General features: G+C 73.5%; 22 protein-coding genes. 6 read left to right on the forward strand and 16 right to left on the reverse strand.

All coding sequences use genetic code 11. From position 1 onward, the window contains the following. Positions 1-120 precede the first annotated feature (120 nt). On the reverse strand, positions 121-657 hold the full coding sequence (locus AC3EU2_RS06170; protein ID WP_488178836.1) for a hypothetical protein: 537 nt from the start codon (positions 655-657) through the stop codon (positions 121-123). A 185-nt stretch (positions 658-842) separates the two neighbouring features. Between AC3EU2_RS06170 and AC3EU2_RS06175 the strand changes: the two genes are divergently transcribed. Next, entirely contained in the window at positions 843-2744 is a 1902-nt protein-coding gene (locus AC3EU2_RS06175; RefSeq protein WP_488178837.1) for an acyl-CoA dehydrogenase, read from the forward strand. A 164-nt stretch (positions 2745-2908) separates the two neighbouring features. Beyond that, positions 2909-3277, forward strand: a complete 369-nt coding sequence (locus AC3EU2_RS06180) for a YciI family protein (protein ID WP_488178838.1) — start codon at positions 2909-2911, stop codon at positions 3275-3277. Here the strand turns inward: AC3EU2_RS06180 and AC3EU2_RS06185 are convergent. The 3 genes from AC3EU2_RS06185 to AC3EU2_RS06195 form a co-directional block, all read right to left on the reverse strand. Beyond that, on the reverse strand, positions 3274-3915 hold the full coding sequence (locus tag AC3EU2_RS06185; RefSeq protein WP_488178839.1) for a hemerythrin domain-containing protein: 642 nt from the start codon (positions 3913-3915) through the stop codon (positions 3274-3276). The two genes, AC3EU2_RS06180 and AC3EU2_RS06185, sit on opposite strands and share 4 nt — an antisense overlap. A gap of 153 nt (positions 3916-4068) precedes the next feature. Beyond that, on the reverse strand, positions 4069-4329 hold the full coding sequence (locus AC3EU2_RS06190) for a DUF6458 family protein (protein WP_436003299.1): 261 nt from the start codon (positions 4327-4329) through the stop codon (positions 4069-4071). Between the two features lie 54 nt (positions 4330-4383). After that, positions 4384-5778 carry an FAD-binding oxidoreductase gene (locus AC3EU2_RS06195; protein WP_488178840.1) on the reverse strand — a complete coding sequence of 465 codons (1395 nt, stop codon included), beginning with the start codon at positions 5776-5778 and terminating at the stop codon, positions 4384-4386. A gap of 64 nt (positions 5779-5842) precedes the next feature. On the opposite strand from AC3EU2_RS06195, the gene AC3EU2_RS06200 reads away from it, so the two are divergent. Then, complete coding sequence (locus tag AC3EU2_RS06200; RefSeq protein ID WP_488178841.1) at positions 5843-7042, forward strand: ankyrin repeat domain-containing protein; 1200 nt, start codon at positions 5843-5845, stop codon at positions 7040-7042. Positions 7043-7102: 60 nt separating this feature from the next. Then, a complete protein-coding gene (locus AC3EU2_RS06205; protein WP_488178842.1) occupies positions 7103-7915 on the forward strand; it encodes a PIG-L deacetylase family protein in 813 nt (270 codons plus the stop codon). Positions 7916-7929: 14 nt separating this feature from the next. Here AC3EU2_RS06205 and AC3EU2_RS06210 read toward each other — a convergent pair whose 3' ends face one another. The 7 genes from AC3EU2_RS06210 to AC3EU2_RS06240 all read right to left on the reverse strand — a co-directional run bounded on the left by AC3EU2_RS06210 (position 7930) and on the right by AC3EU2_RS06240 (position 14494). Then, the gene (locus tag AC3EU2_RS06210) at positions 7930-8718 is read right to left on the reverse strand and encodes an anti-sigma factor (protein WP_488178843.1); all 789 of its coding nucleotides are present in this window, start codon (positions 8716-8718) and stop codon (positions 7930-7932) included. Beyond that, the gene (locus AC3EU2_RS06215; protein ID WP_488178844.1) at positions 8715-9272 is read right to left on the reverse strand and encodes an RNA polymerase sigma factor; all 558 of its coding nucleotides are present in this window, start codon (positions 9270-9272) and stop codon (positions 8715-8717) included. Before AC3EU2_RS06215 ends, AC3EU2_RS06210 begins: the two co-directional genes overlap by 4 nt. Next, positions 9265-10080, reverse strand: coding sequence for a class F sortase (locus AC3EU2_RS06220; protein ID WP_488178845.1), 816 nt, complete (start codon positions 10078-10080; stop codon positions 9265-9267). The genes AC3EU2_RS06215 and AC3EU2_RS06220 overlap by 8 nt, the downstream gene beginning before the upstream one ends. A gap of 13 nt (positions 10081-10093) precedes the next feature. Continuing rightward, positions 10094-10906, reverse strand: a complete 813-nt coding sequence (locus tag AC3EU2_RS06225; protein WP_488178846.1) for a DUF4397 domain-containing protein — start codon at positions 10904-10906, stop codon at positions 10094-10096. A 26-nt stretch (positions 10907-10932) separates the two neighbouring features. Beyond that, the gene (locus AC3EU2_RS06230; RefSeq protein WP_488178847.1) at positions 10933-11580 is read right to left on the reverse strand and encodes a fasciclin domain-containing protein; all 648 of its coding nucleotides are present in this window, start codon (positions 11578-11580) and stop codon (positions 10933-10935) included. Positions 11581-11696: 116 nt separating this feature from the next. Further along, positions 11697-12518 (reverse strand): carbon-nitrogen family hydrolase, encoded by an 822-nt coding sequence (locus tag AC3EU2_RS06235; RefSeq protein ID WP_488178848.1) that lies wholly within the window; start codon positions 12516-12518, stop codon positions 11697-11699. Continuing rightward, positions 12515-14494, reverse strand: a complete 1980-nt coding sequence (locus tag AC3EU2_RS06240; RefSeq protein ID WP_488178849.1) for a bifunctional copper resistance protein CopD/cytochrome c oxidase assembly protein — start codon at positions 14492-14494, stop codon at positions 12515-12517. Before AC3EU2_RS06240 ends, AC3EU2_RS06235 begins: the two co-directional genes overlap by 4 nt. An 82-nt stretch (positions 14495-14576) precedes the next feature. Between AC3EU2_RS06240 and AC3EU2_RS06245 the strand changes: the two genes are divergently transcribed. Next, complete coding sequence (locus AC3EU2_RS06245) at positions 14577-15041, forward strand: SRPBCC family protein (RefSeq protein ID WP_488178850.1); 465 nt, start codon at positions 14577-14579, stop codon at positions 15039-15041. Here AC3EU2_RS06245 and idi read toward each other — a convergent pair. The 5 genes from idi to AC3EU2_RS06270 are packed head-to-tail and all read right to left on the reverse strand — an operon-like array spanning position 14956 to position 19047. Beyond that, positions 14956-15546: an isopentenyl-diphosphate Delta-isomerase gene (idi, locus tag AC3EU2_RS06250; RefSeq protein WP_488178851.1), complete on the reverse strand. Its 591-nt coding sequence runs from the start codon at positions 15544-15546 to the stop codon at positions 14956-14958. The two genes, AC3EU2_RS06245 and idi, sit on opposite strands and share 86 nt — an antisense overlap. Next, entirely contained in the window at positions 15543-16565 is a 1023-nt protein-coding gene (locus AC3EU2_RS06255; protein ID WP_488178852.1) for an NAD(P)/FAD-dependent oxidoreductase, read from the reverse strand. Before AC3EU2_RS06255 ends, idi begins: the two co-directional genes overlap by 4 nt. Next, complete coding sequence (locus tag AC3EU2_RS06260; protein WP_488178853.1) at positions 16558-17100, reverse strand: isoprenylcysteine carboxyl methyltransferase family protein; 543 nt, start codon at positions 17098-17100, stop codon at positions 16558-16560. Before AC3EU2_RS06260 ends, AC3EU2_RS06255 begins: the two co-directional genes overlap by 8 nt. Then, positions 17097-18230 carry a type III polyketide synthase gene (locus tag AC3EU2_RS06265; RefSeq protein ID WP_488178854.1) on the reverse strand — a complete coding sequence of 378 codons (1134 nt, stop codon included), beginning with the start codon at positions 18228-18230 and terminating at the stop codon, positions 17097-17099. Before AC3EU2_RS06265 ends, AC3EU2_RS06260 begins: the two co-directional genes overlap by 4 nt. Positions 18231-18255: 25 nt before the next feature. Further along, positions 18256-19047: a UbiA family prenyltransferase gene (locus AC3EU2_RS06270; RefSeq protein ID WP_488178855.1), complete on the reverse strand. Its 792-nt coding sequence runs from the start codon at positions 19045-19047 to the stop codon at positions 18256-18258. Between the two features lie 36 nt (positions 19048-19083). Between AC3EU2_RS06270 and AC3EU2_RS06275 the strand changes: the two genes are divergently transcribed. Continuing rightward, on the forward strand, positions 19084-19926 hold the full coding sequence (locus tag AC3EU2_RS06275) for a maleylpyruvate isomerase family mycothiol-dependent enzyme (protein ID WP_488178856.1): 843 nt from the start codon (positions 19084-19086) through the stop codon (positions 19924-19926). The last annotated feature ends 23 nt before the right edge of the window (positions 19927-19949 follow it).

Genomic DNA, 19949 nt, shown 5'->3' on the forward strand with positions numbered 1-19949 from the left:
TCTCCGTCCCACCCCGGCCGTGGTGTGTCGAGGCTCAACCCCGAGTGTGCTCCCGCTGCCGTACGCGACTCAACGGATTGGCGAAATCCCCGCGATCGCAGGCGGGTGCCGTCGCCCGGGTCAGCCTCCCGGGACCATCCAGCGCAGGATCTCGACGAGCCCCACGACCGCGCAGACGATGACGAACGCCGCGATGACCCACGCGATGATCTGGGCCGCGTCGATGCCACCGCCGGACGAGGCGGCGGACCCGGCCGGGTCCGGGGTGCTCTCACCGGCGGACCGCGCCTCGAGCGCCTTGGCTCGCAGGGCCTCGACCTTCTTGGAACGCGGCTCCTGACGGACCGAGCGCGGCACCGAGCGCCACATCGCCCCGAAGTCGTCGCCGTGCGACTCGCGCCACGCCCGGACGGCCGTGTCGACCTCGGGCCCCTTGACGCCCGCACCGAACCACACGGCGCCGGCCGCGGGCAGGTCGCCCATGCCGTGGTGGACCTCGCCGAGCAGCCGGAGGGCCTTGAGGTCGCGCTCCTCGCGCACGTGCGCCGCGAGCAGGTCGCGGGCCACCCAGAGCTCGTGGCGCTCGATCGCCGCCGTGGCCTCGGCCAGCGCGTCGGGCGCGGCATCGGTCGAGGTCTGGCTCTCCTGGTCGCGCATGAGAGCCAGCGAACCACACCGCCGCGCCCGTCCGCACGAACGGCACACGGCATCCGTCCTGAGGACGAGGTCGATCCGCGGGTGCCGCGTCCCACAGCGTGTGACCCACACCACTAAGCGTGCGCTCAGTCACAATGCCGCAACCCACCTTGCCGAATGCTACTCACCGGTAGCACCATGAGGGCATGGGCCACTACAAGAGCAACCTGCGCGACATCGAGTTCAACCTCTTCGAGGTGTTCGGTCGCGGTGACGTGCTGGGCTCCGGCCCCTACGAGGACCTCGACGTCGACACCGCGCGCGAAATGCTCAAGGAGGTCGCGCGGCTGGCCGAGAACGAGCTCGCCGACTCGTTCCAGGACGCCGACCGCAACCCGCCGGTCTACGACCCGCAGACCCAGCAGGTCACGATGCCGGCGTCGTTCGCGAAGTCCTACAAGGCCTACCGGGACAGCGGCTTCTGGGGCATCGACCTGCCCGCCGAGCTCGACGGCACCGTCGCGCCGCCGAGCCTGCGGTGGTCGGTCAACGAGCTCGTCCTCGGCGCCAACCCGGCGGTCGCGATGTTCAACGCCTCGTACGGCTTCGCCAAGCTGCTCTACGTCCTCGGCAACGACGAGCAGAAGAAGCTCGCGCACTGGATCGTCGAGAAGGACTGGCACTGCACGATGGTGCTCACCGAGCCCGACGCGGGCTCCGACGTGGGCGCCGGTCGCACCAAGGCCGCCCAGAACGAGGACGGCACCTGGACCCTCTCCGGGGTCAAGCGCTTCATCACCAGCGCCGAGTCCGACATGGTCGACAACGTCGTCCACTTCGTCCTCGCCCGCCCCGAGGGCGCCGGTCCCGGCACCAAGGGCCTGTCGCTCTTCGTCCTGTCCAAGTTCGAGGTGGACCTCGAGACCGGTGAGCTCGGCGAGCGCAACGGCGTCTACGTCACCAACGTCGAGAAGAAGATGGGCCTCAAGGTCTCGACGACCTGTGAGCTCACCTTCGGCGGCGAGAAGCCCGCTGTCGGAGCGCTGCTGGGTGACGTCCACGACGGCATCGCCCAGATGTTCCGGATCATCGAGAACGCCCGCATGCTCGTCGGCACCAAGGCCATCGCCACCCTGTCGACCGGCTACCTCAACGCGCTCGAGTACGCCAAGGAGCGCGTCCAGGGGGCCGACCTCACCCAGCAGGCCGACAAGGCCGCGCCGCGCGTGACGATCACCCACCACCCCGACGTGCGCCGCTCGCTCATGCTGCAGAAGGCGTACGCCGAGGGCCTGCGCGCGCTCGTCCACTACACCGCGAGCCAGCAGGACGTCGTCGACGCCGAGCAGCTGCGCACCGGGTCCGAGGCGCTCGAGCACGGCTCGCCGGCCGAGCTGGCCAACCGGGTCAACGACCTGCTGCTGCCGATCGTCAAGGGCCTCGGCTCCGAGCGCGCCTGGGTGCTGCTCGGCACCGAGTCACTCCAGACCTTCGGCGGCTCCGGCTTCCTCCAGGACTACCCGGTCGAGCAGTACGTCCGCGACGCCAAGATCGACACCCTCTACGAGGGCACCACCGCGATCCAGGGCCTCGACTTCTTCTTCCGCAAGATCATCAAGGACAAGGCGCAGGCGCTGACGACGATCTCCATGCAGGTCCAGGAGTTCGCCAAGGACCTGGGCGCGCACGGCGGGAAGATCGACCGCGAGCGCGAGCTGCTCGGCGAGGCCCTCGAGAACGTCCAGGGGATCCTCGGCTACATGGTCGGCGAGCTGATGAAGTCCGACCCGCGCGGAGGAGATGCAGCCGGGGACACCGACATCAGGAACCTGTACAAGGTCGGGCAGAACACCTCGCGGCTGCTCCTGTCCGCCGGCGACCTCGTCGTCGGATGGCTGCTGCTGCGCCAGGCCGACGTCGCGCTGGCCGCGCTCGAGGGGGAGGGGGCCGGGACGTCCCTTTCGGAGAAGGACCGCGACTTCTACACCGGCAAGGTCGCGGCGGCCCAGTTCTACGCCCGCCAGGTCCTCCCCCGCCTCGCCGCCGAGCGCGCGATGGCCGAGGCCACGGACAACGACCTCATGGACGTGCCCGAGTCGGCGTTCTGACCCAGCCCGCCCAGACCGACCCGGTATGCCGGCCGCGCACCTGCGCGGCCGGCATACCGGCGTTCGGGGCAGGTGTCGCGTGGATGGTGTCGATTCCGCCCCGGCTCGACCGTCAACGGGGTGGGATGGGCAGCGGGCCCGGTCGACGACGCGAGGAGAGAGACATGGCGACGTACCTCATCTACTTCAACCAGCAGTGGGTCGGCGAGCACTCGGAGGAGTGGTTCCTCGGCCGGGTGGCGCCATCGATGGCCGCGATCGACGAGATGAAGGAGGCCGGGGTCTACGTCTTCGCCGGCGGGCTCGAGGAGCACGGCCCGGTGTTCGCGGCCGACGCGACGAGCGGGACGGTGAGGATCACCGACGGGCCGTTCGCCGAGACGGCCGAGCACCTCGGCGGGTTCACCGTCATCGACGTGCCCGACATCGAGACCGCGAAGATGTGGGCGGGCCGGCTGGCGCAGGCGTGCGGGTGGCCGCAGGAGCTCCGGCTCTTCGGGCCCGAGCCCGACCTCGGCGACGAGGTGTCCTAGGAGGCCCGGCGCCAGACCGGGGCCACCTCCCGCCCGTAGCTGCGCCCGATGACCCGGGCCAGCACGAAGCGCACCGGCGAGGGCACGGTGCGGCCCAGCGCGTCCAGCACCGTCGGGTCCGCCCCGTCCTGGAGCCAGGCGAAGAGCTCGCCGGCCATCGCGGGACTGCCCTTGCGCAGCTGCCGTTCGACGGCCTTCCACTCGGGGGTCTCGAGCCGTTCGTTGATGATCGGCATGACCTCGTTCTCCTCGTGCTCGAGGTGCCGTCCGGTCACGCGGGCCGTCTCGGCGACGGCGTCCGCCGCTGCCTGCGCCGTCGCGGCCGTCGGGTCGGCGACGAGCGCGTCGAGGGCCGACGTGACCGCGTCGAGTCCGGCTGCCATGGCCTGGTGCTCGCTCTCCATCGCGTCGAGCAGGGCCGGGTCGGCCACGTCGAGGCTCCGGACGTAGGGCCACACGTAGGCGTCCTCGCTCTCGTGGTGGTGGTGCAGCTGCCGGTCCACCGTCGCCCACGCACGACGCAGCTGGCGCGCCCGGCTGCCGTCGCCGTCGGGGAAGGACCGCAGGGCGGACTCGAACCGCGCAAGGTCGCGACGCACCGCCGCGTGGATGATGTCGTTCATGCTCAGCTCGGCCACCTGTCGAACGTAGGACCTCGCCCCCGGGGCCCAACATCCCTCGGACGGGTGGGACCGCACTGGCACGAGGCGGTGGCGGCGAGCCACCCCGGGACGCGCGACACCCCGGCGACCGTGGTCACCGGGGTGTCGGACGTGCGCCGCGCAGTCGGGTCAGAGACGCGAGTCCGGGTCGACGCGGGTCTCGTCCACGCGCGAGCCCGACACGGGGTCGACCTGCGTGGAGCGGGTCGCGGTGTAGCCGGCGGGGCGGGTGCGTCCGCGCATGGCGAAGGACAGCAGGATCGCGAGGACGCCGGCGGCGATGAGGATCCAGCCGAGCATGCCGTCGTCCATGCCGGGGATGTCCACCTGCAGGACGAACGCGAGGATCGCGCCGATAACGATGAGGACGATTCCGAGTCCGATGTACATGGTCACTCCTTGTGGCCGTGTCCGGGTGAAGGGATCCCGGATCGGTGCCCGACTCTACCGCTGACCTGCACGTTCGAGCGGGAGGAGAGCGCCCGGGTTGAGGAGCCCGGTGGGGTCGAGAGCGTCCTTGATCCGCCGGGTGACCTCCATGACGTCGGGGCCGAGCATCGCCGGGAGGGCATCGCGCTTGAGCCGGCCGACCCCGTGCTCGCCGGTGATCGTGCCGTCCAGCGCGATGGCCGCGGTGAGGATGTCCTCGAACGCCGCCCGGGCCCGCGCCGTCGAGTCCGGGTCGGCCGCGTCGTACATGACGATTGGGTGGGTGTTGCCGTCCCCGGCGTGGGCGACGCAGACGATGTCGACTCCCCGCTCGCGGCCGATCTCCTCCACCCGCGCGACGAGGTCGGGCAGCTGGGGGACGGCGACGCCGACGTCCTCGAGGAGGAGCGACCCGGACGCCTCTGCTGCGGGGAAGGCGAGCCGGCGGGCCCGCACGAACGACTCGCCCTCGACCGGGTCGTGGGTCACGAAGACGTCGACGGCACCCGCGTCCCGGCAGGACGCCTCGATGACGTCCATCTCGGACTCACGCGCGCCCGTCGGGGCGTCCGACTGCACGAGGAGCAGGGCCCGGTCGCGGTCCAGGCCCATGGGTGCGAAGTCCTCGACCTGGTTGACCGTCGGCTTGTCCATGAGCTCGACCATCGAGGCGCGCACGACCCGGCCCATCGCGACGACGGCGTCGGCCGCTCCCCGCACCGAGTCGAACGTCGCGACGAGCGTCGAGGGCGCGAGCTGGGCCGGCACGAGCCTCAACGTGGCCCGGGTGACGATGCCGAGGGTGCCCTCGCTGCCGACGAAGAGCTTGAGGAGCGAGAGCCCGGCGACGTCCTTGACCCGCTTGCCGCCGAGGGTGATGAGCCGCCCGTCGGCGAGGACCACGTCGAGGCCGAGGACGTAGTCGGTCGTCACGCCGTACTTGACGCAGCACAGGCCGCCGGCGTTGGTCGCGATGTTGCCGCCGATCGAGCAGATCTCGAACGACGACGGGTCCGGCGGGTACCAGAGGCCGTGCTCGGCCGCCGCCGCCTTGACCGCGGCGTTGAACGCGCCCGGCTCGACGACGGCGCACCGCGCGTCCGGGTCGATCTCGACGGCCGTCATCCGCTCGAGGCTGAGGACGAGGCCACCCTCGACGGCCGACGCCCCGCCGCTGAGTCCCGTTCCCGCACCACGGGGAACCACGGGTATGCCGTGTCTCGCCGCCCAGCGCACCGCCCTCTGCACGTGGTCGGCCGCCTCGGCACGGACGGCGGCACAGGGCATCCCGGCACCGGGGTCCCGGGCCCAGTCCTGCCGGTACTTCTCCAGCGCCGCGGGTGCCGTCGCCACCACCCCCTCCGGCAGGGAGGAGACGAGCTCGGCGACGGCAGCGCTGCGATCGGTCACCCGGCCATCCTAGGAATCCTCCACACTGGGGGTGTCGGTGAGCGGTCGGCGAGGGAGGTCCGGCGTGGTGCGCAGGCTCGGGTCGATGCTCGTCGCTGCGGCGCTCTGCCTCACGGCGGCCACGGCCGTCACGGCCTGCACGAACAGCGACCCGCCGCCGCTCCCAGGGCAGGACGAGCTCGACGAGGCGCTGCGCCGGGCGGCGTGGGACGACGACGTGCCCGCCGCACGGGCGCTCCTCGACCGCGGGGCCGACGTCGACGCGCAGGACTCGACCCGCCAGTCGGCCTACCTCATCGCGACGAGTGAGGGACGGCTCGAGCTGCTCCGCCTGACCCTGGATCGCGGCGCCGAGGTCGACGCCCGGGACGGCTGGAACGGGACCGGCCTCATCCGGGCGGCCGAGCGCGGGCACGCCCTCGTGGTCGGTGAGCTGCTCCGGGCAGGCATCGACCGGGACCATGTCAACCGGATCGGCTACCAGGCCATCCACGAGGCGGTGTGGCTGGGCGAGGACACCCCGGCATACGTTGACACGGTGCGCGCGCTCGTCGCCGGTAGGGTCGAGCTGGACCGCCGGTCCGGGTCCGAACGGCTCACCCCGCTGGAGATGGCGAGGGAGCGCGGCCACGACGCCCTGGAGAGGGTTCTCATGACGCCAGGCAACGACGTCGGTGTCGCCGACCCCGACGCCGAGCTGCTCGAGGCGGCCGGGGCCGGGGACGCCGACGGGGTGGCCGTCGCCCTGCGGGCGGGGGCCGACATCGAGGCGCGCGACGAGCAGGCGCGCACGGCACTGCTGCTCGCGGCGACGATGGACCGGATCGAGGTGGCCCGGCTGCTCGTGGCGATGGGGGCCTCCCCGGACGCGCTCGACGACCGGCACGACACCCCGTGGCTCGTCACCGGGGTGACGGGCAGCGTGCCGATGCTCGAGGCGCTGCTGCCCGCCGGGCCGGACCTCACCATCCGGAACCGCTACGGCGGGGTCTCGATCATCCCCGCGAGCGAGCGCGGTCACGTCGACTACGTTCGCCGGGTGGCGCGCACGGGCATCGACATCGACCACGTCAACGACCTCGGCTGGACCGCGCTGCTGGAGGCGGTGGTCCTCGGCGACGGCGGGGCGACCCACCAGGAGGCCGTCCGAGTCCTGCTCGACGCCGGAGCCGACCGCTCGATCGCCGACAAGGACGGGGTCACGGCCCTTGAGCACGCTCGGACCAGGGGCTGGACCGCCATGGCGGCGATCCTCGAGGGATGACCGGCGGCGCGCGACGTGCCTCCCCCCGGCCTGTCGGCGGTCACCGGCAGGATGGGTGCCATGGCCACGATCGTCTTCCTGCACGCCCATCCCGACGACGAGGCCTCCGGCACCTCGGGGACGATGACGCGCCTGGCGCGTGAGGGTCACCGGGTCGTCGTGGCCTACGGCACCGGCGGCGAGCTCGGCACGGCACCCGAGGACCTCCCCGACGGCCTCTCCGTCGCCGCGTTCCGGCGGGGCGAGGCCGAGGCGTCAGCGGCGGTGACCGGCGCCGAGCGCCTCGTCTGGCTCGGCTACCACGACTCCGGCATGCACGGGTGGGAGCAGAACGCCCACGACGGCGCGTTCCACGGCGCCGACCTCGACGAGGCAGCCGGGCGCCTGGTCGAGGTGCTCGACGAGGAGGACGCCGACGTCCTCGTCGCGTACGACTGGCACGGGGGCTACGGCCACCCCGACCACGTCAAGATCCACCGGGTCGCCCACCGCGCCGCCGACCTCGCGGCGCAGCGGCCCCGCCTGCTCGAGAACACGATGAACCGGGACGCCCTGCGCGCGGCCTACCGGGAGCAGATGGACGCGGGCGAGGGTGAGGGCGACGAGGGCTGGGACCCGGACCGGCCGATGGAGGACGGCGAGCCGATCGGTACACCGGAGGCCGGGATCCACTGGCGCGTCGACGTGTCCGCCGACATCGAGGCCAAGCGGGGGGCCCTGGCCTGCCACGCCAGCCAGACCAGCGACGTCGGGATGATGCTGCAGATGCCGCCGGAGCTGTTCGTCCAGTGGTTCGGCAGCGAGTTCTACATCGAGCCCGGCCGCACGCCCGGCATGGTCGACGGCTGGCCGTTCGCCGACCTCGACCGCTGAGCCCGAGTCCGGCCTCAGGCCGGCGTCGTGAGGGACCCGCGGACGATGCTGTCGCCGGAGTGCTGCGGCTTGTCGTCGAACTGCTCGCGCGAGATGTCGACGACGACGTAGCCCTCGTCGAGGAGCCGCTGCGAGATCGGGAACGAGGCGCTCTGCGCGCCCTCGCGCATCACCCCGACCGACACCAGCCGCTTGCCGTCACGGTTGATGAGCCAGACCTCGACGTAGCCGTCGGGACCGGCCTCGAGGTCGCGCGCGGAGACGGCGAGCGTGACCCCGTCGTCCTGCCGGCTGACCGTCGCCGACCCGAGGCGCTGCCCGGTGTCGAGCGTGTCGAGCTCGGCCGTGGCCACGGTGGCACCGGGGTCGGACGCCGGGTCGCGCAGGCGGTCCGCAGCGAGGATCCCCCCGGCGCCGAGGACGACGCCGGCGGCGCAGGCCGCCGCGAGCCACCCGAGCTGCGGGCGTCGACGCCGCGGCCCGGCCGGCGTGCTCGCGCGCAGGGGCACCACGACCTCAGTCCGGCGGGATTCGTCGACCCGGGAGTCGTCGTCCAGCTCGGCCTCGATGCGGGACCACACGTCCGGGCCGGGGACGACGGTCGCGATCGAGGCCGAGACCCGCGTCAGCTCGACCGTGCGGCGCAGCGCCGCGAGCCCGTCGCGACAGGTCGAGCACCCGGCGAAGTGGGTGCGCTCGACCCGGGACGGCTCCTCGTCGAGGGTGAGGTCGACGAGGCGGTCGTCGTCGATGTGGCCGCCGGCGGCGACGGGGTCCCCGGGTGCAGGGGTCGTGGGGGTCATGCGGTCACCTCCTCGAGGCGGGTGCGCAGGTCCAGGAGACCGCGGCGGATGTGGCTCTTGACCGTGCCGAGCGGCAGGTCGAGAGCGTGGGCGATGTCCTGCTGTCGACGATCCTCGATGATCGCCATCCGGATGATCGTGGCGCGGGGGTCGCCCAGGGCCTCCAGCTCGTGCGCGAGAACGACCCGGTCGGTCGCGTCCTCGGGGTGGTTGCCGACCGCGCCGTCGGGGACCGCGACCGTGAACACCTGCTCGTGACGCTCACGCCGTGCGCGTGCGGCGTGGTGGTCGGCGCATCGACGGCGGGTGACCGTGGCCAGCCACCCCGCGAGCGAACCGGAGCGGGGGTCCAGCGACCGGCGACTGCGCCACAGGGCGACGAACACCTGCTGGGTGATGTCCTCCGCGTCGTGGTGTCCTCCGACGGACCTGAGCGCGATGGTGTGGACGAGCCCGCCGAAGCGACGGTAGACCTCGGCGAGGGCGTCGCGGTCGTCGTCGGCGACGAGCCGCATGAGCTCGGTGTCACTGGTCCCCGAGGGCGCATCACTCACCACGGTGCTCACGATAGGCGACCCCCTCGGTGACGCTCGCCCTTCTGGCGATGGCCACGACGTTGTCCTCGTAGTGGCGGGTCCTCGGGTTCCACTCGCCACCACAGCTCACGAGGTGCAGCCGGGCCGGGCCGGAGCGAGAGAACAGGGCGTCAACGTCCAGGGCGGTCTTGGCGTACTGGTCGACCCGTTCGACGACGTACACGACCCGGGCGCCGTCGACCGTGACGACGATCTGCGCCCCCTCGTCGAGCCGGGGCAGCTTGGCGAGCGGCCCGACCTCGTCGCGCGAGTCGACGTGGGCGGAGATGACGCTCGCGCCGTTCGTGGAGGTCGGGCTCGGGCCGAAGCGGTACCACCCGCCGAGGTCGGGGTCCTTCGGCAGGGCCATCTGGCCGTCCTTCGCGACCCCGACGGGGACGACGGGGAGGACGACGTCCAGGGACGGGATCTCCACCCGGAAGCTCGCGGGCGGAGTGGGGGGCCGCGTCGGCACGGCGGGAGCCGGCGTCGGGGCCGCGGACCGCCCGGCCGGGGCGCGGCTCGGCGACCGCGTCGGCGACGGCGTGGCGGACGGGGTGCCGGACGGGCTGGCCGACCGGGTGGGGGCGGACCCGCTCGGCGAGGGCGTCGCGGTGCGCGGGCCTACCGTCCCCGTCGTCGACGAGGGCAGGTCGAGCGCCGCGCGCGCCTCGGCGGGGTCGGTGAGCCTCTGCGGTGACAGGGCGGCATATGCCACGAGGGCGAGCACGCCGGCGAGGAGCGCGGCCACCGCGACGGTGACCGCTCTCCCCGCTCCGGAGCTCATGGTGAGCCTCACGTCAGGCGCGGACGTCCTGGCGACGGCGGGTCGCCGCGAAGGCGACGGCACCGACGAGGAAGGCCGCGCCACCGGCGACACCGACCGGGGTCCACGGCGTGGTGGCGGACTGCCCACCGGACCCGCTGGGGACACCACTGGGTGCGCTGTGCAGGCCGCTGATGGTCTGCACGGCGAGCTTGAGGTTGTCGTCGGCAGCCGAACCCCACGCGTAGACGATGGTGTTGGTGCCCTCCGCGAGGTCGAGGTCGGCCGGACCGATGGCGACCGTGTCGGTGCCCGCGAGGACGACGTCGGCGGAGACGGTGCCGGCCGGCAGGTCGGCCTTGGCCTCCTTCGGGCTGGTCAGTCCGGGGAAGACGACCTCACCGTTGGCGCGGACGTCCACCGCGGGAGCCGCCGCCGTGTGGCGCACGGTGATGCGCGACTGGCCGGCGGCGGTTGCCTTGGTGTCGTTGACGAAGGGGGTGAGCACCGGGGTGCCGCCCTCGTTGAGGTGGGCCACGACCGTGACGTTGGCACCGCCGGGAACGGCGACGTCGTTGGCCTCGATGACCGCCGCGCCGTCGGGGCCGGCACCGGCAGCGGTGACCTTGAGGTCGTACGACCCCTCGGGCAGCGTCAGCGGGTCGGTGAGCGTGCCGGGCTCGAAGTCCTCGAGGATCGCGTCTCCGTTGGCGTAGACGTCGACGGTGGCGCCGGGGACGCCGTGCAGGATCGAGACCGAGGCGTCCGCGGCCTGGGCCGGAGCGCTGAGCGCGGCGGCGAGACCGGCGGAGACGGCGAGGACGGTGAGTGGTCGGGTGTGTCGCATGGTGGTTCTCCTGGTCAGGTGGTGTGTCAGAGGTTGACGGGCCGAAGCACGGCGGTGATGCCGTGGGCGATCTGCGCGTTGTTCTTGTTGATGTTGAGCGCGAACGGGTTGAGGAACGGGTTGGCGTCGTTGGTGTCCTTGTCGCGCAGCTCGATGACTGGCACGTACTTCCGGTAGACGCGCACGCCGATGGTGCCGCCCTGCGCGGTCGTGAGGCTGGCGCCGTTCGCCGCTGCCGCCTGCTTCGAGGTCAGGGTCGCGCCGGGCACGACGTGGTAGAGCAGCACGGTCTCCACGGTGGCGATCCCGAGTCCGGCCACGGCCTCGAACACGGCCTTCTCGGACGAGAGTCGCGTGCCGGCCACGTCGGCGACGAGCGAGCGGAAGGCCCGGTCGTTGGGGATGAACGCGGTGAGGGGGACGGAGCCGTCGGCGAGCAGGCCGACCGGGCTGGTCGGCTTGGCCGACACCACCGCGAGCACGGCCTCGGTGACGATGTCGTAGTCGGACCAGTTGCGGTCGAACCGGTTGCCGTCAGCCGTGAGGACCGCGGCGAGGCTGCGGGTGCCGGTCGGCGTGGTGATGCCGGTGGATGCGGCCGACGCCGCGGGGGCGAACAGCATGCCGGCGAGACCGGCGGCCGAGGCAACGGAGAGGATCCTGCGAGGCTTCATGGTGGGGCTCCCTTTCGACGGGGACGCGGGGCACGTCCATGCCCCTACTTCGTCCCCGGACCCCGCCAGGGATGCACCTTCGACAAACTTTCTACAAAAATGGCCCGCCGGGCCGGTCAGAGGCGGCGGTCGCCCAGCACCGGGAAGGCCTCCCGGGCGCTCGCGACGAGCGAGAGGTCGACGTCGACGACGAGGACCTCCTCGCCGCTGCCGGCCTCGGCGAGCACGTCGCCGTTCGGCGCCACGACCTGGCTGCGCCCGCCCATCTCGGTACGGGCGTGCGTCCCGGCGGTGTTGCACTGCACGACGAACGCCTGGTCCTCGATCGCCCGCGCCCGACCGAGCAGGGTCCAGTGCGCGACCCGCACGGCCGGCCACGCGGCGGGCACGACGAAGACCTCGGCCCCGGCGTCGACCTGCTGCCGGTAGAGCTCCGGGAAGCGCAGGTCGTAGCAGGTCGACAGCCCGACCGTCGTGCTTCCCCCGGTCGCCGGGGCGAGGCGCGCGGTGACGACCTCGGTGCCGGCCTCGAGGAGCCTGGGCTCGCCGGACCCGAACCCGAACCGGTGGATCTTGCGGTATGCCGTCCGCTCACCCCCCGCGGTGACCAGCACCGAGGTGTTGGCGAGGCGACGGCCGTCGGCCCCGGCCTCGGCGAGGAGCTCGATGAAGGACCCGGCGTGCAGGGTCACCGACAGCTCGCGGGCCAGCGCCGTCATGGCCCGGACCCACGGCCCGTCGAGGGGCTCGGCGAGGGCCTCCCAGCGGCGGTAGGCGAAGCCGGTGGGTCCCCAGAGCTCGGGCAGGACGACGACGTCGGGCCGGGAGCCGGCGCTGGTCCCGCCGGCGCACTCGCGCACGAGGGCGGACACCCGCTCGACCCGCTCCGGCATCGGCTCGTCGTCGCCGTAGGCCACCTGGACGACGGCGATCCTCATCGCTCGCCCCGCTCGCCCTGCCGGCCGAGCTGCGCCAGCCGGTCGTTGTAGGCCCGCAGGGCGGCGTCGCCGTCGCGGGTGGCCTGGCGGTCGAGCCGCACCGTCTCCTGCCGGTCGCGGCGGAACCACTGGCGCGCGACGAGGATCGCGAGGATGAGGGTCGGCGCCTCACCGAAGCCCCACGCGATCTCGCCGGCCCGCTCCTGGTCGGCGAGCAGCGGCGGTCCCCACGGCAGGTTGACCTGCTCGAAGAAGCCGGGGGCGAGGATGAACGTCGTGCCGGTGAGGGCGACCCCGAAGAAGGCGTGGAAGGTGATCGTCGCGAAGAGGATGAAGAGCAGGATGGCCGGCGACCACTTCGGCGGTCCGGGGTCGATGCCGATGAGGACCCAGGTGAAGAGGTACCCGGTGAGGAAGAAGTGGGCCAGCATGAGCAGGTGGCCCGAGTGCGTGGTGAGCGCGAGCTCGAAGAGCGGTGACCAGTAGAACGCCGCGAGGCTCGCGAAGAAGAGCACGGCCGCCACGACCGGGTTGGCGAGCACCCGCAGCGCACGGGAGTGCACGACCTGGAGGATGACCTCGCGCGGCCCCCACGTCCGGTCGGGGCGGGCCGGCAGGGCGCGCAGCGCGAGGGTGAGCGGCGCTGCGGGGACGAGGAGCAGCGGCACGACCATCGCGACGACCATGTGCATGACCATGTGCACCGAGAACTGGACCCGGCCCCAGATGTCGGGCGCTCCGCTCGTCGCCCAGACGAAGGCGAGCCAGCCCAGCGTCCAGAGCAGGGTGCGGTGAGCCGGCCACGCGTCACCGCGACGACGGAGACGGAGCACGCCCGCGGCATACAGACCGCTCGCCACGAGGGCGATGGCGATCATCAGCCAGCTGGGCCGCCAGGCCGTGAGCCAGTCCGCCGCCGCCATGGGACCGGGGTCGGGGAACCCCGTGATCGACAGCACCGCGCTGGGCGCGAGCTCGGAGTCGGGTACCGGCGGAGGCGTCCTGCTGAGGACGGCCCCGAGCCCGAACGCGGCCGCCATGAGGGCGAGCTCGACGAGGACGAGCCGCGCGAAGCCGCTGCCGTCGCGCTCGATGCTCGCGATGACGCGGCGGCGCTGCTGCCAGCCCATGAACCCGAGGGCGACGAGGATGAGCAGCTTCGCCAGGACCATGGCGCCGTAGGCGGAGGCGATCCCATCGAGGGAGCCGAGGCGAATGACCGCCTGCTGCAGGCCGGTGAGCGCGACCGCGGCGTAGGCCCACCCGGCGAGCACGGAGTACCGCCGGACGGTGGCTCCGAGGTCGGGGCCGATGCGTGGCTGCATGACGGCGATCGCCAGCAGGCCCCCGACCCACACGGTCACCCCGACGAGGTGCACCCCGAGCGAGTTCACCGCGTCCTCGTGGCTCGCGCTGCCTGCGGAGTGGCCGGTCAGCGCGACGATGACGATGCCGGCCAGCGCCAGCCCGGCCAGCCACGCGTAGGCCGCCCGCGACCGGGCCAGCAGCGCCCCGGTCGTCACGACGAGGGCGACCCCCGTGGCGATGGAGAGCACGCGGGTCACCTCGAGCGACCAGACGAACGTAAGGAACTGCCGCGCCAGCTCCGGGTCCCCGAGGCGCAGGCCCGCGAGGGACGCGAAGGTGAGGAAGGTGCCGAGCCCGGCCGCGACGAACCAGATGACCCCGGTGACCGCGGCGAGGCGCGAGGCCTGCCGCCGGCGGTCGGTGCTGCGCCGCTCCGGGACGAGGAAGGCGGCGAGGAGCAGAAGCCCCAGGGTCGTTGCCGAGGCGAGGTCGCTGACGACGCGCGCGAGGGGCAGCGCCCACCGCACGACCGGCCCCGGGTCGTCGAGCACGAGCGGTGCGAGGACTCCCGAGAAGGAGGCGGCGACGAGGGTGACGACCAGGCCGACGAGGGTGACGACGGCGACCGGCCCGAAGGCGGTGCGCGTCTCGACGGAGGCGGAGCTCATGCCCGACAGCCTAGGCAGGCCGTGGCGTGGGCGGCTGCCTGCCCCGACGAGCCGGACCCCGACGGTGGCACAGTGGTGACCGATGACCCCCTCACCCCCGCTCCTCACCCTCGGCATCGACGTCGACGCGCCCGCCGACGTCGCGTGGGACCTGCTCGTGCGCCTCGACCAGTGGCCGCGTTGGGGCCCGACCGTGCGCCGCGCCGCCGTGGACGACGGCGGCGACCGGATCCACGCGGGCGCCACGGGCACGGTGTGGACCAGCGTCGGGCCTTCCCTGCCCTTCCGGGTGCAGGAGTGGCGAGCCGACGGCCCGGTGCGTCACTGGTCGTGGCGGGTGGCCGGGGTCATGGCCACGAGCCACACGGTCACGGAGCGGGATGGCGGCTGCCGGGTGGAGTTCACCGCACCGTGGTGGGCTCCGGGCTACGCCCCGGTGCTGTGGCTCGGACTGCGCCGGGTCAGGTCGCTCGCGCGCGCTCGCCGGCCCCGCCCTGCCGGTCCGACCCGTCCAGCGCCTCCAGCTGGAGACGGCACCACGGGCTGACCTCGCGGGCGCCGGTGAGGACGTCCTCGCGGAAGCGCGCCCAGTCGGTCCAGGCGTGCTCGACCACCTCGTCGGGGTCCGGCGAGAGGGCCCCGGGGTCGGCGCACGTCGCGACCCAGACGGGGCAGACCTCGTTCTCGACCGTGCCGTCCTCCATCACCGCGCGGTAGCGGAACTCCGGGAGCACCGCGCGCAGGTCGGTGAGCTCGATCCCCAGCTCCTGGCGAACGCGCCGGCGCACGGCGACGTCGGCCGGCTCGTCCGGGGCCGGGTGGCCGCAGCAGCTGTTGGTCCAGACACCCGGCCACGTCCGCTTGGACCACGCCCGGCGGGTGACGAGGAGCCGGCCCTCCGGGTCGAGGACGTAGCAGGAGAAGGCGAGGTGCAGCGGGGTGTCCGCGTGGTGCACCTCGTCCTTGGGTGCCGTCCCGATCGGCCGACCGTCCTGCGAGAGGAGCACGACGCGCTCGACCTCGCGTCCCGGCGCCTCGGGGCGGGCACTCACGCGGGACGCGCCAGCTGGTTGACCGCGGCCCGGAACACGGCCGGGGCCATCCCGGCCGCCGGGACGACAGCACGGCGCACGACGGGGACGCGGGTCGCGGTGACGAGGCCGAGGGTGAGGAGGTCGTGCCGACGACGCACCCCACGCCAGGCGTGCTCGTAGGAGCTGGGGTCCCCCGCCGCGACCGCCTCGACGGCGGCCCGCGCCTGCGCCAGGCCGAGGGCCAGCCCCTCACCGGTGAGGGCGTCGACGTAGCCGGCGGCGTCGCCGACGAGGAGCACCCGGCCGAGGACGCGCCGCGTGGTCCTTTGCCGCAGCGGACCGGCGCCCCGCACGGCTGAACGCCCGTGGCCCGCGATCCGCTCGGCCAGGAGCGGGAACGCCGCGAGCAGCTCCTCGAAGGGCCGGCGGTGGGCGCTGAGCAGCGCGACCCCCACCTCGTCCGGTCCGACCGGCGTCACGTAGGCCTCGCCGGCGGACGCCCAGTGCACCTCGACCATGGACGTCCAGGGGGCACGCCCGACGTGGACCCGCTGGCCGTAGCGGCGCAGCGTGGTTCGCGGTCGGTCGAGGCCGAGGAGCCGTCGGACCGGGGAGTGCAGGCCGTCGGCGGCAATGACGTGGGCGACCCGCTCGCCGTCGACGTCGACGTGGTCGGTGCGGTTCTCGAGACGGGTCACGGGCGCCGCGGTGACCTCGACGCCCGCGTCGCGCACCCGCTCGACGAGGGCGGAGTGCAGCAGGGTGCGCCGCACCCCAAGGCCGTTCCCGGACTCGAACGGTGCGTCCACGTGACGGTGCCCGTCGACGTAGCGGATGCCCGTGATCGGGTGGCCCTGCACCGGGACGCCGAGCTCGCGCAGGGCGGCCAGCGCCCCCGGCATGAGCCCTTCACCGCAGGCCTTGTCGATCACCCCGGACCGGGGCTCACGCACGGTGACGTCGAGACCGGCGCGGACGGCATACAGGGCGGTGGCGAGGCCAACGGGACCGCCGCCGGCGACGAGCAGGTCACGCATCCTGGGTGACCGCCGCCGGGGGAAGGGTCGCGAGGGCGGCGTTCTCGGCGCGCAGCCGCACCGTGAGGAGCGCCGCGTTGGCGAGGGTGAAGACGAGCGCGGTGACCCAGGTGGCGTGGACGAGCGGCAGCGCGACGCCCTCGGCGACGACCGCGACGTAGTTGGGGTGCGACAGCCAGCGGTAGGGACCGGAGCGCACCGGCGCGAGCGCGGGCACGACGATGACGCGCGTGTTCCAGCGGCGTCCGAGGGTGGCGATGCACCACCAGCGCAGCGCCTGGGCCGTGACCACGGCGACGAGCATCGACCAGGCGAGCGCGGCGGGCACGTCCGGCCGACGCACCACCGCCTCGACGAGCATCGCGACGAGGAAGCCGGTGTGCAGGACGACCATGACCGGGTAGTGCCCCTGCCCGGTCTCGACCCCGCCCCGGGACAGGCTCCACGCCGCGTTGCGCCGCGAGACGACGAGCTCGGCCAGGCGCTCGACCGCGACGAGGAGCACGACGACGACGAACGCGGTGAGGGTGGTCACGACGCGACGTCCTCGGCCTCGTCCTCGATCACGGCGTCCTCGGCGTCGTCGGCGGCGCGGAGGAGGACCAGCTCCGAGCAGAAGCCCGGCCCCATCGCCATGAGGAGGCCGTGGGTGCCGGGCGCGGGGGGACGCTGCGCGAAGGTGTCGGCGAGGACGTGGAGCACCGACGCCGACGAGAGGTTGCCGATGCGCGCGAGGCTGGTCCGGGTGAGGGCGACGTCGTGGTCGACGAGGTCGAGGGCGTCGCGCAGGGCGTCGATGACCTTGGGCCCACCGGGGTGGCAGACCCACCAGCCGATGTCCGCGCGGGTGAGGCCGTGCCCGGCGAGGAAGCGGTCGACGTCGCCGCCGAGGTGGCGGGCGACGATCGCCGGGACCTGGGCGTCGAGGACGATGCGCAGCCCGGAGGCGCCGACGTCGAAGCCCATCGTGCGCTCGCTGTCGGGGTAGAGACGGCTGCGGCTGTCGAGGACCTCGACCCGCCCGGCGCCACCCGTGGGTCCGGTCCCTCCGGCTCGTCCGGCCCCGCCCATGACGACGGCCGCCGCCCCGTCGCCGAAGAGGCCGCTCGCGACGATGTTGGCGACGCTGGTGTCATCGCGCTGCACGGTGAGCGAGCACAGCTCGACGGCGACGAGCACGGCCACGTCGTCCGGGTGGCCGAGGAGGTAGTCGTGCAGGCGGGCGACACCGGCTGCACCGGCGACGCAGCCCAGCCCGAAGAGCGGCACCCGTTTGACGTCCTCGCGCAGCCCCACGACCGCGGCGATGCGCGAGTCGAGCGACGGGACCGCCAGCCCGGTGACGGTCGTCGAGATGATGAGGTCGACGTCGGAGGCGGCGAGACCGGCGCCGGCCAGGGCGCGGAGCAGGGCCTGCGCGCCGAGGTCGACCGCGTGCTCGATGAAGAGGTCGTTGGCCTCGTCGAAGTCGGCCAGGCTCTCGTACTTCTCCAGCGGGAGCGCGAGGTGGCGCTGCTCCACGCCCGCGTTGGCGTGCACCGAGCGGAGCAGGCGCTCGCTGGCCCCCCGCGCGACGACCACCCGGGCGAAGGCGTCGGTGATCTCGCCCTGGTCGTGGCAGTGGGCGGGCAGCGCCGTCCCCACGGACAGCAGGCGGGTGCTCACAGGGGGCCTCGCTTCGGTCGGACGGCTACCGGACCACCAGGATCGCCACGTCCACGAGCGCGATCCCGACGGCGGACCAGAAGGGTGCCCGGCCGGTGCCGACCAGCGCGAGCCCTGCCAAGCCTGCCACGAGAACGGCGCCCGCTGCGGCTGCGACGACGCCCGTCGACCCTGTGACGAGCAGCACGACGGTCGCGGCCACGAGGAGCCCGACCGCCAGCACGGTGCTCCGGCGCGCTCCGAGCCGGTGCGGCAGGCCGCGGACCCCGGTCACCGCGTCCTCGCCGAGGTCGGGCACGACGTTGAGCAGGTGGGCGCCGACCCCGAGGAGCGCCGCGCCCGCCACCACCTCGGCCGGGGCGGTGGACCCGCCGGCGAGGTGGACGAAGACGGGAAGCAGGCCGAACGACACGGCATACGGGAGCCAGGAGAAGGGCGTCGACTTGAGCCAGAGGTTGTAGGTCCACGCCGACGCGACGCACGCGAGGTGCACGCACCCCGCGAGCACTCCGCAGGCGAGCGAGAGGACGACCGCGAGGGCGACCGCGAGCGCGCACGCGGCCCGGACGAGGGGCACCGACAGCTCACCGGTCGCGAGCGGCTTGTCCGGGCGGCCGACGAAGGCGTCCCGGACCCGGTCGCGCAGGTCGTTGGACCAGCCCACCGTGAGCTGGCCGGCGAGCACGGCCGCGGTGACGAGCGCGGCGCGAGCCGGGGCGAGGTCGGCGGCGACCGCGAGGAGCAGGGCGAGCCCGGTGACGGCCAGCGCGGGTCCGGCATGGGCCGCCCGCAGCAGGGCCATCGCGCCGGTCGTCACTCCCTCACCCTAGGCAGCACGCCCTACAGTGACGGGATGTCCCTCCACCCGGCCGCTCCCGAGGGCCTCGACGGCCTCACCGCCGCCTATGCCCACACGGTGCAGGCGATCAGCGACCTCGGGCACTCGCTGCGCCCGGGCGACGAGGAGCGGCCGACCGCCTGTCCCGGCTGGACCGTCCTCGACCAGTTCGCCCACGTCGTGAGCCTCGAGGCCTGGGTGCAGGGCGAGGCGGTGCCCGACGTCGACGCCGGCACCGGGGGGGCCCGTGGCATCACCGAGGTCGTCGACCACTTCCTGGAGTCGCGGCGCGGACGGTCGCTCGCCGAGCTGCTCGAGGAGCTCGACGAACTCGTCGCCGACCAGGTCCACCACCTCGGCGCCGAGACGACCTCGCCCGACGAGCCGCGGATCGGGCCCTTCGGCCCGACGACGTTGCTCGGCCTCATGGAGAACCGTGTCCTCGACCTGTGGGTGCACGAGCAGGACATCCGCGAGGCGATCGGCCGTCCCGGCAACCTCGACGGCCCGGCGGCCGCCCACACGGTGCGCGTCCTCTTCGACGCCCTGCCCCGGATCGTGGCCCGGCGGGCCGAGGTGCCGGAGGGCCATGCCGTCATCCTCGACCTCACCGGGCCGGTCGTCGGTCGCGCCGGCGTGCGGGTCGAGGAGCGCGACGGGCGGCCGCACGGCACACCGCTGTTCAGCGGCGACCCCGAGCACCACGTCGACGTGACGACGACGACCATCACGATGTCGACGCAGGCGGCGACCCGTCGGTGCGCCGGCCGGGTGTCCACGGACGACACCCACCACGTGGTCCACGGTGACGAGGAGATCGCGCGCCGGGTGCTCGACGCCCTTGTCATCACCCCCTGACCCGTTCCCCCTGCCTCCCGCGC

Source organism: Knoellia sp. B-D-2, assembly GCF_057714695.1.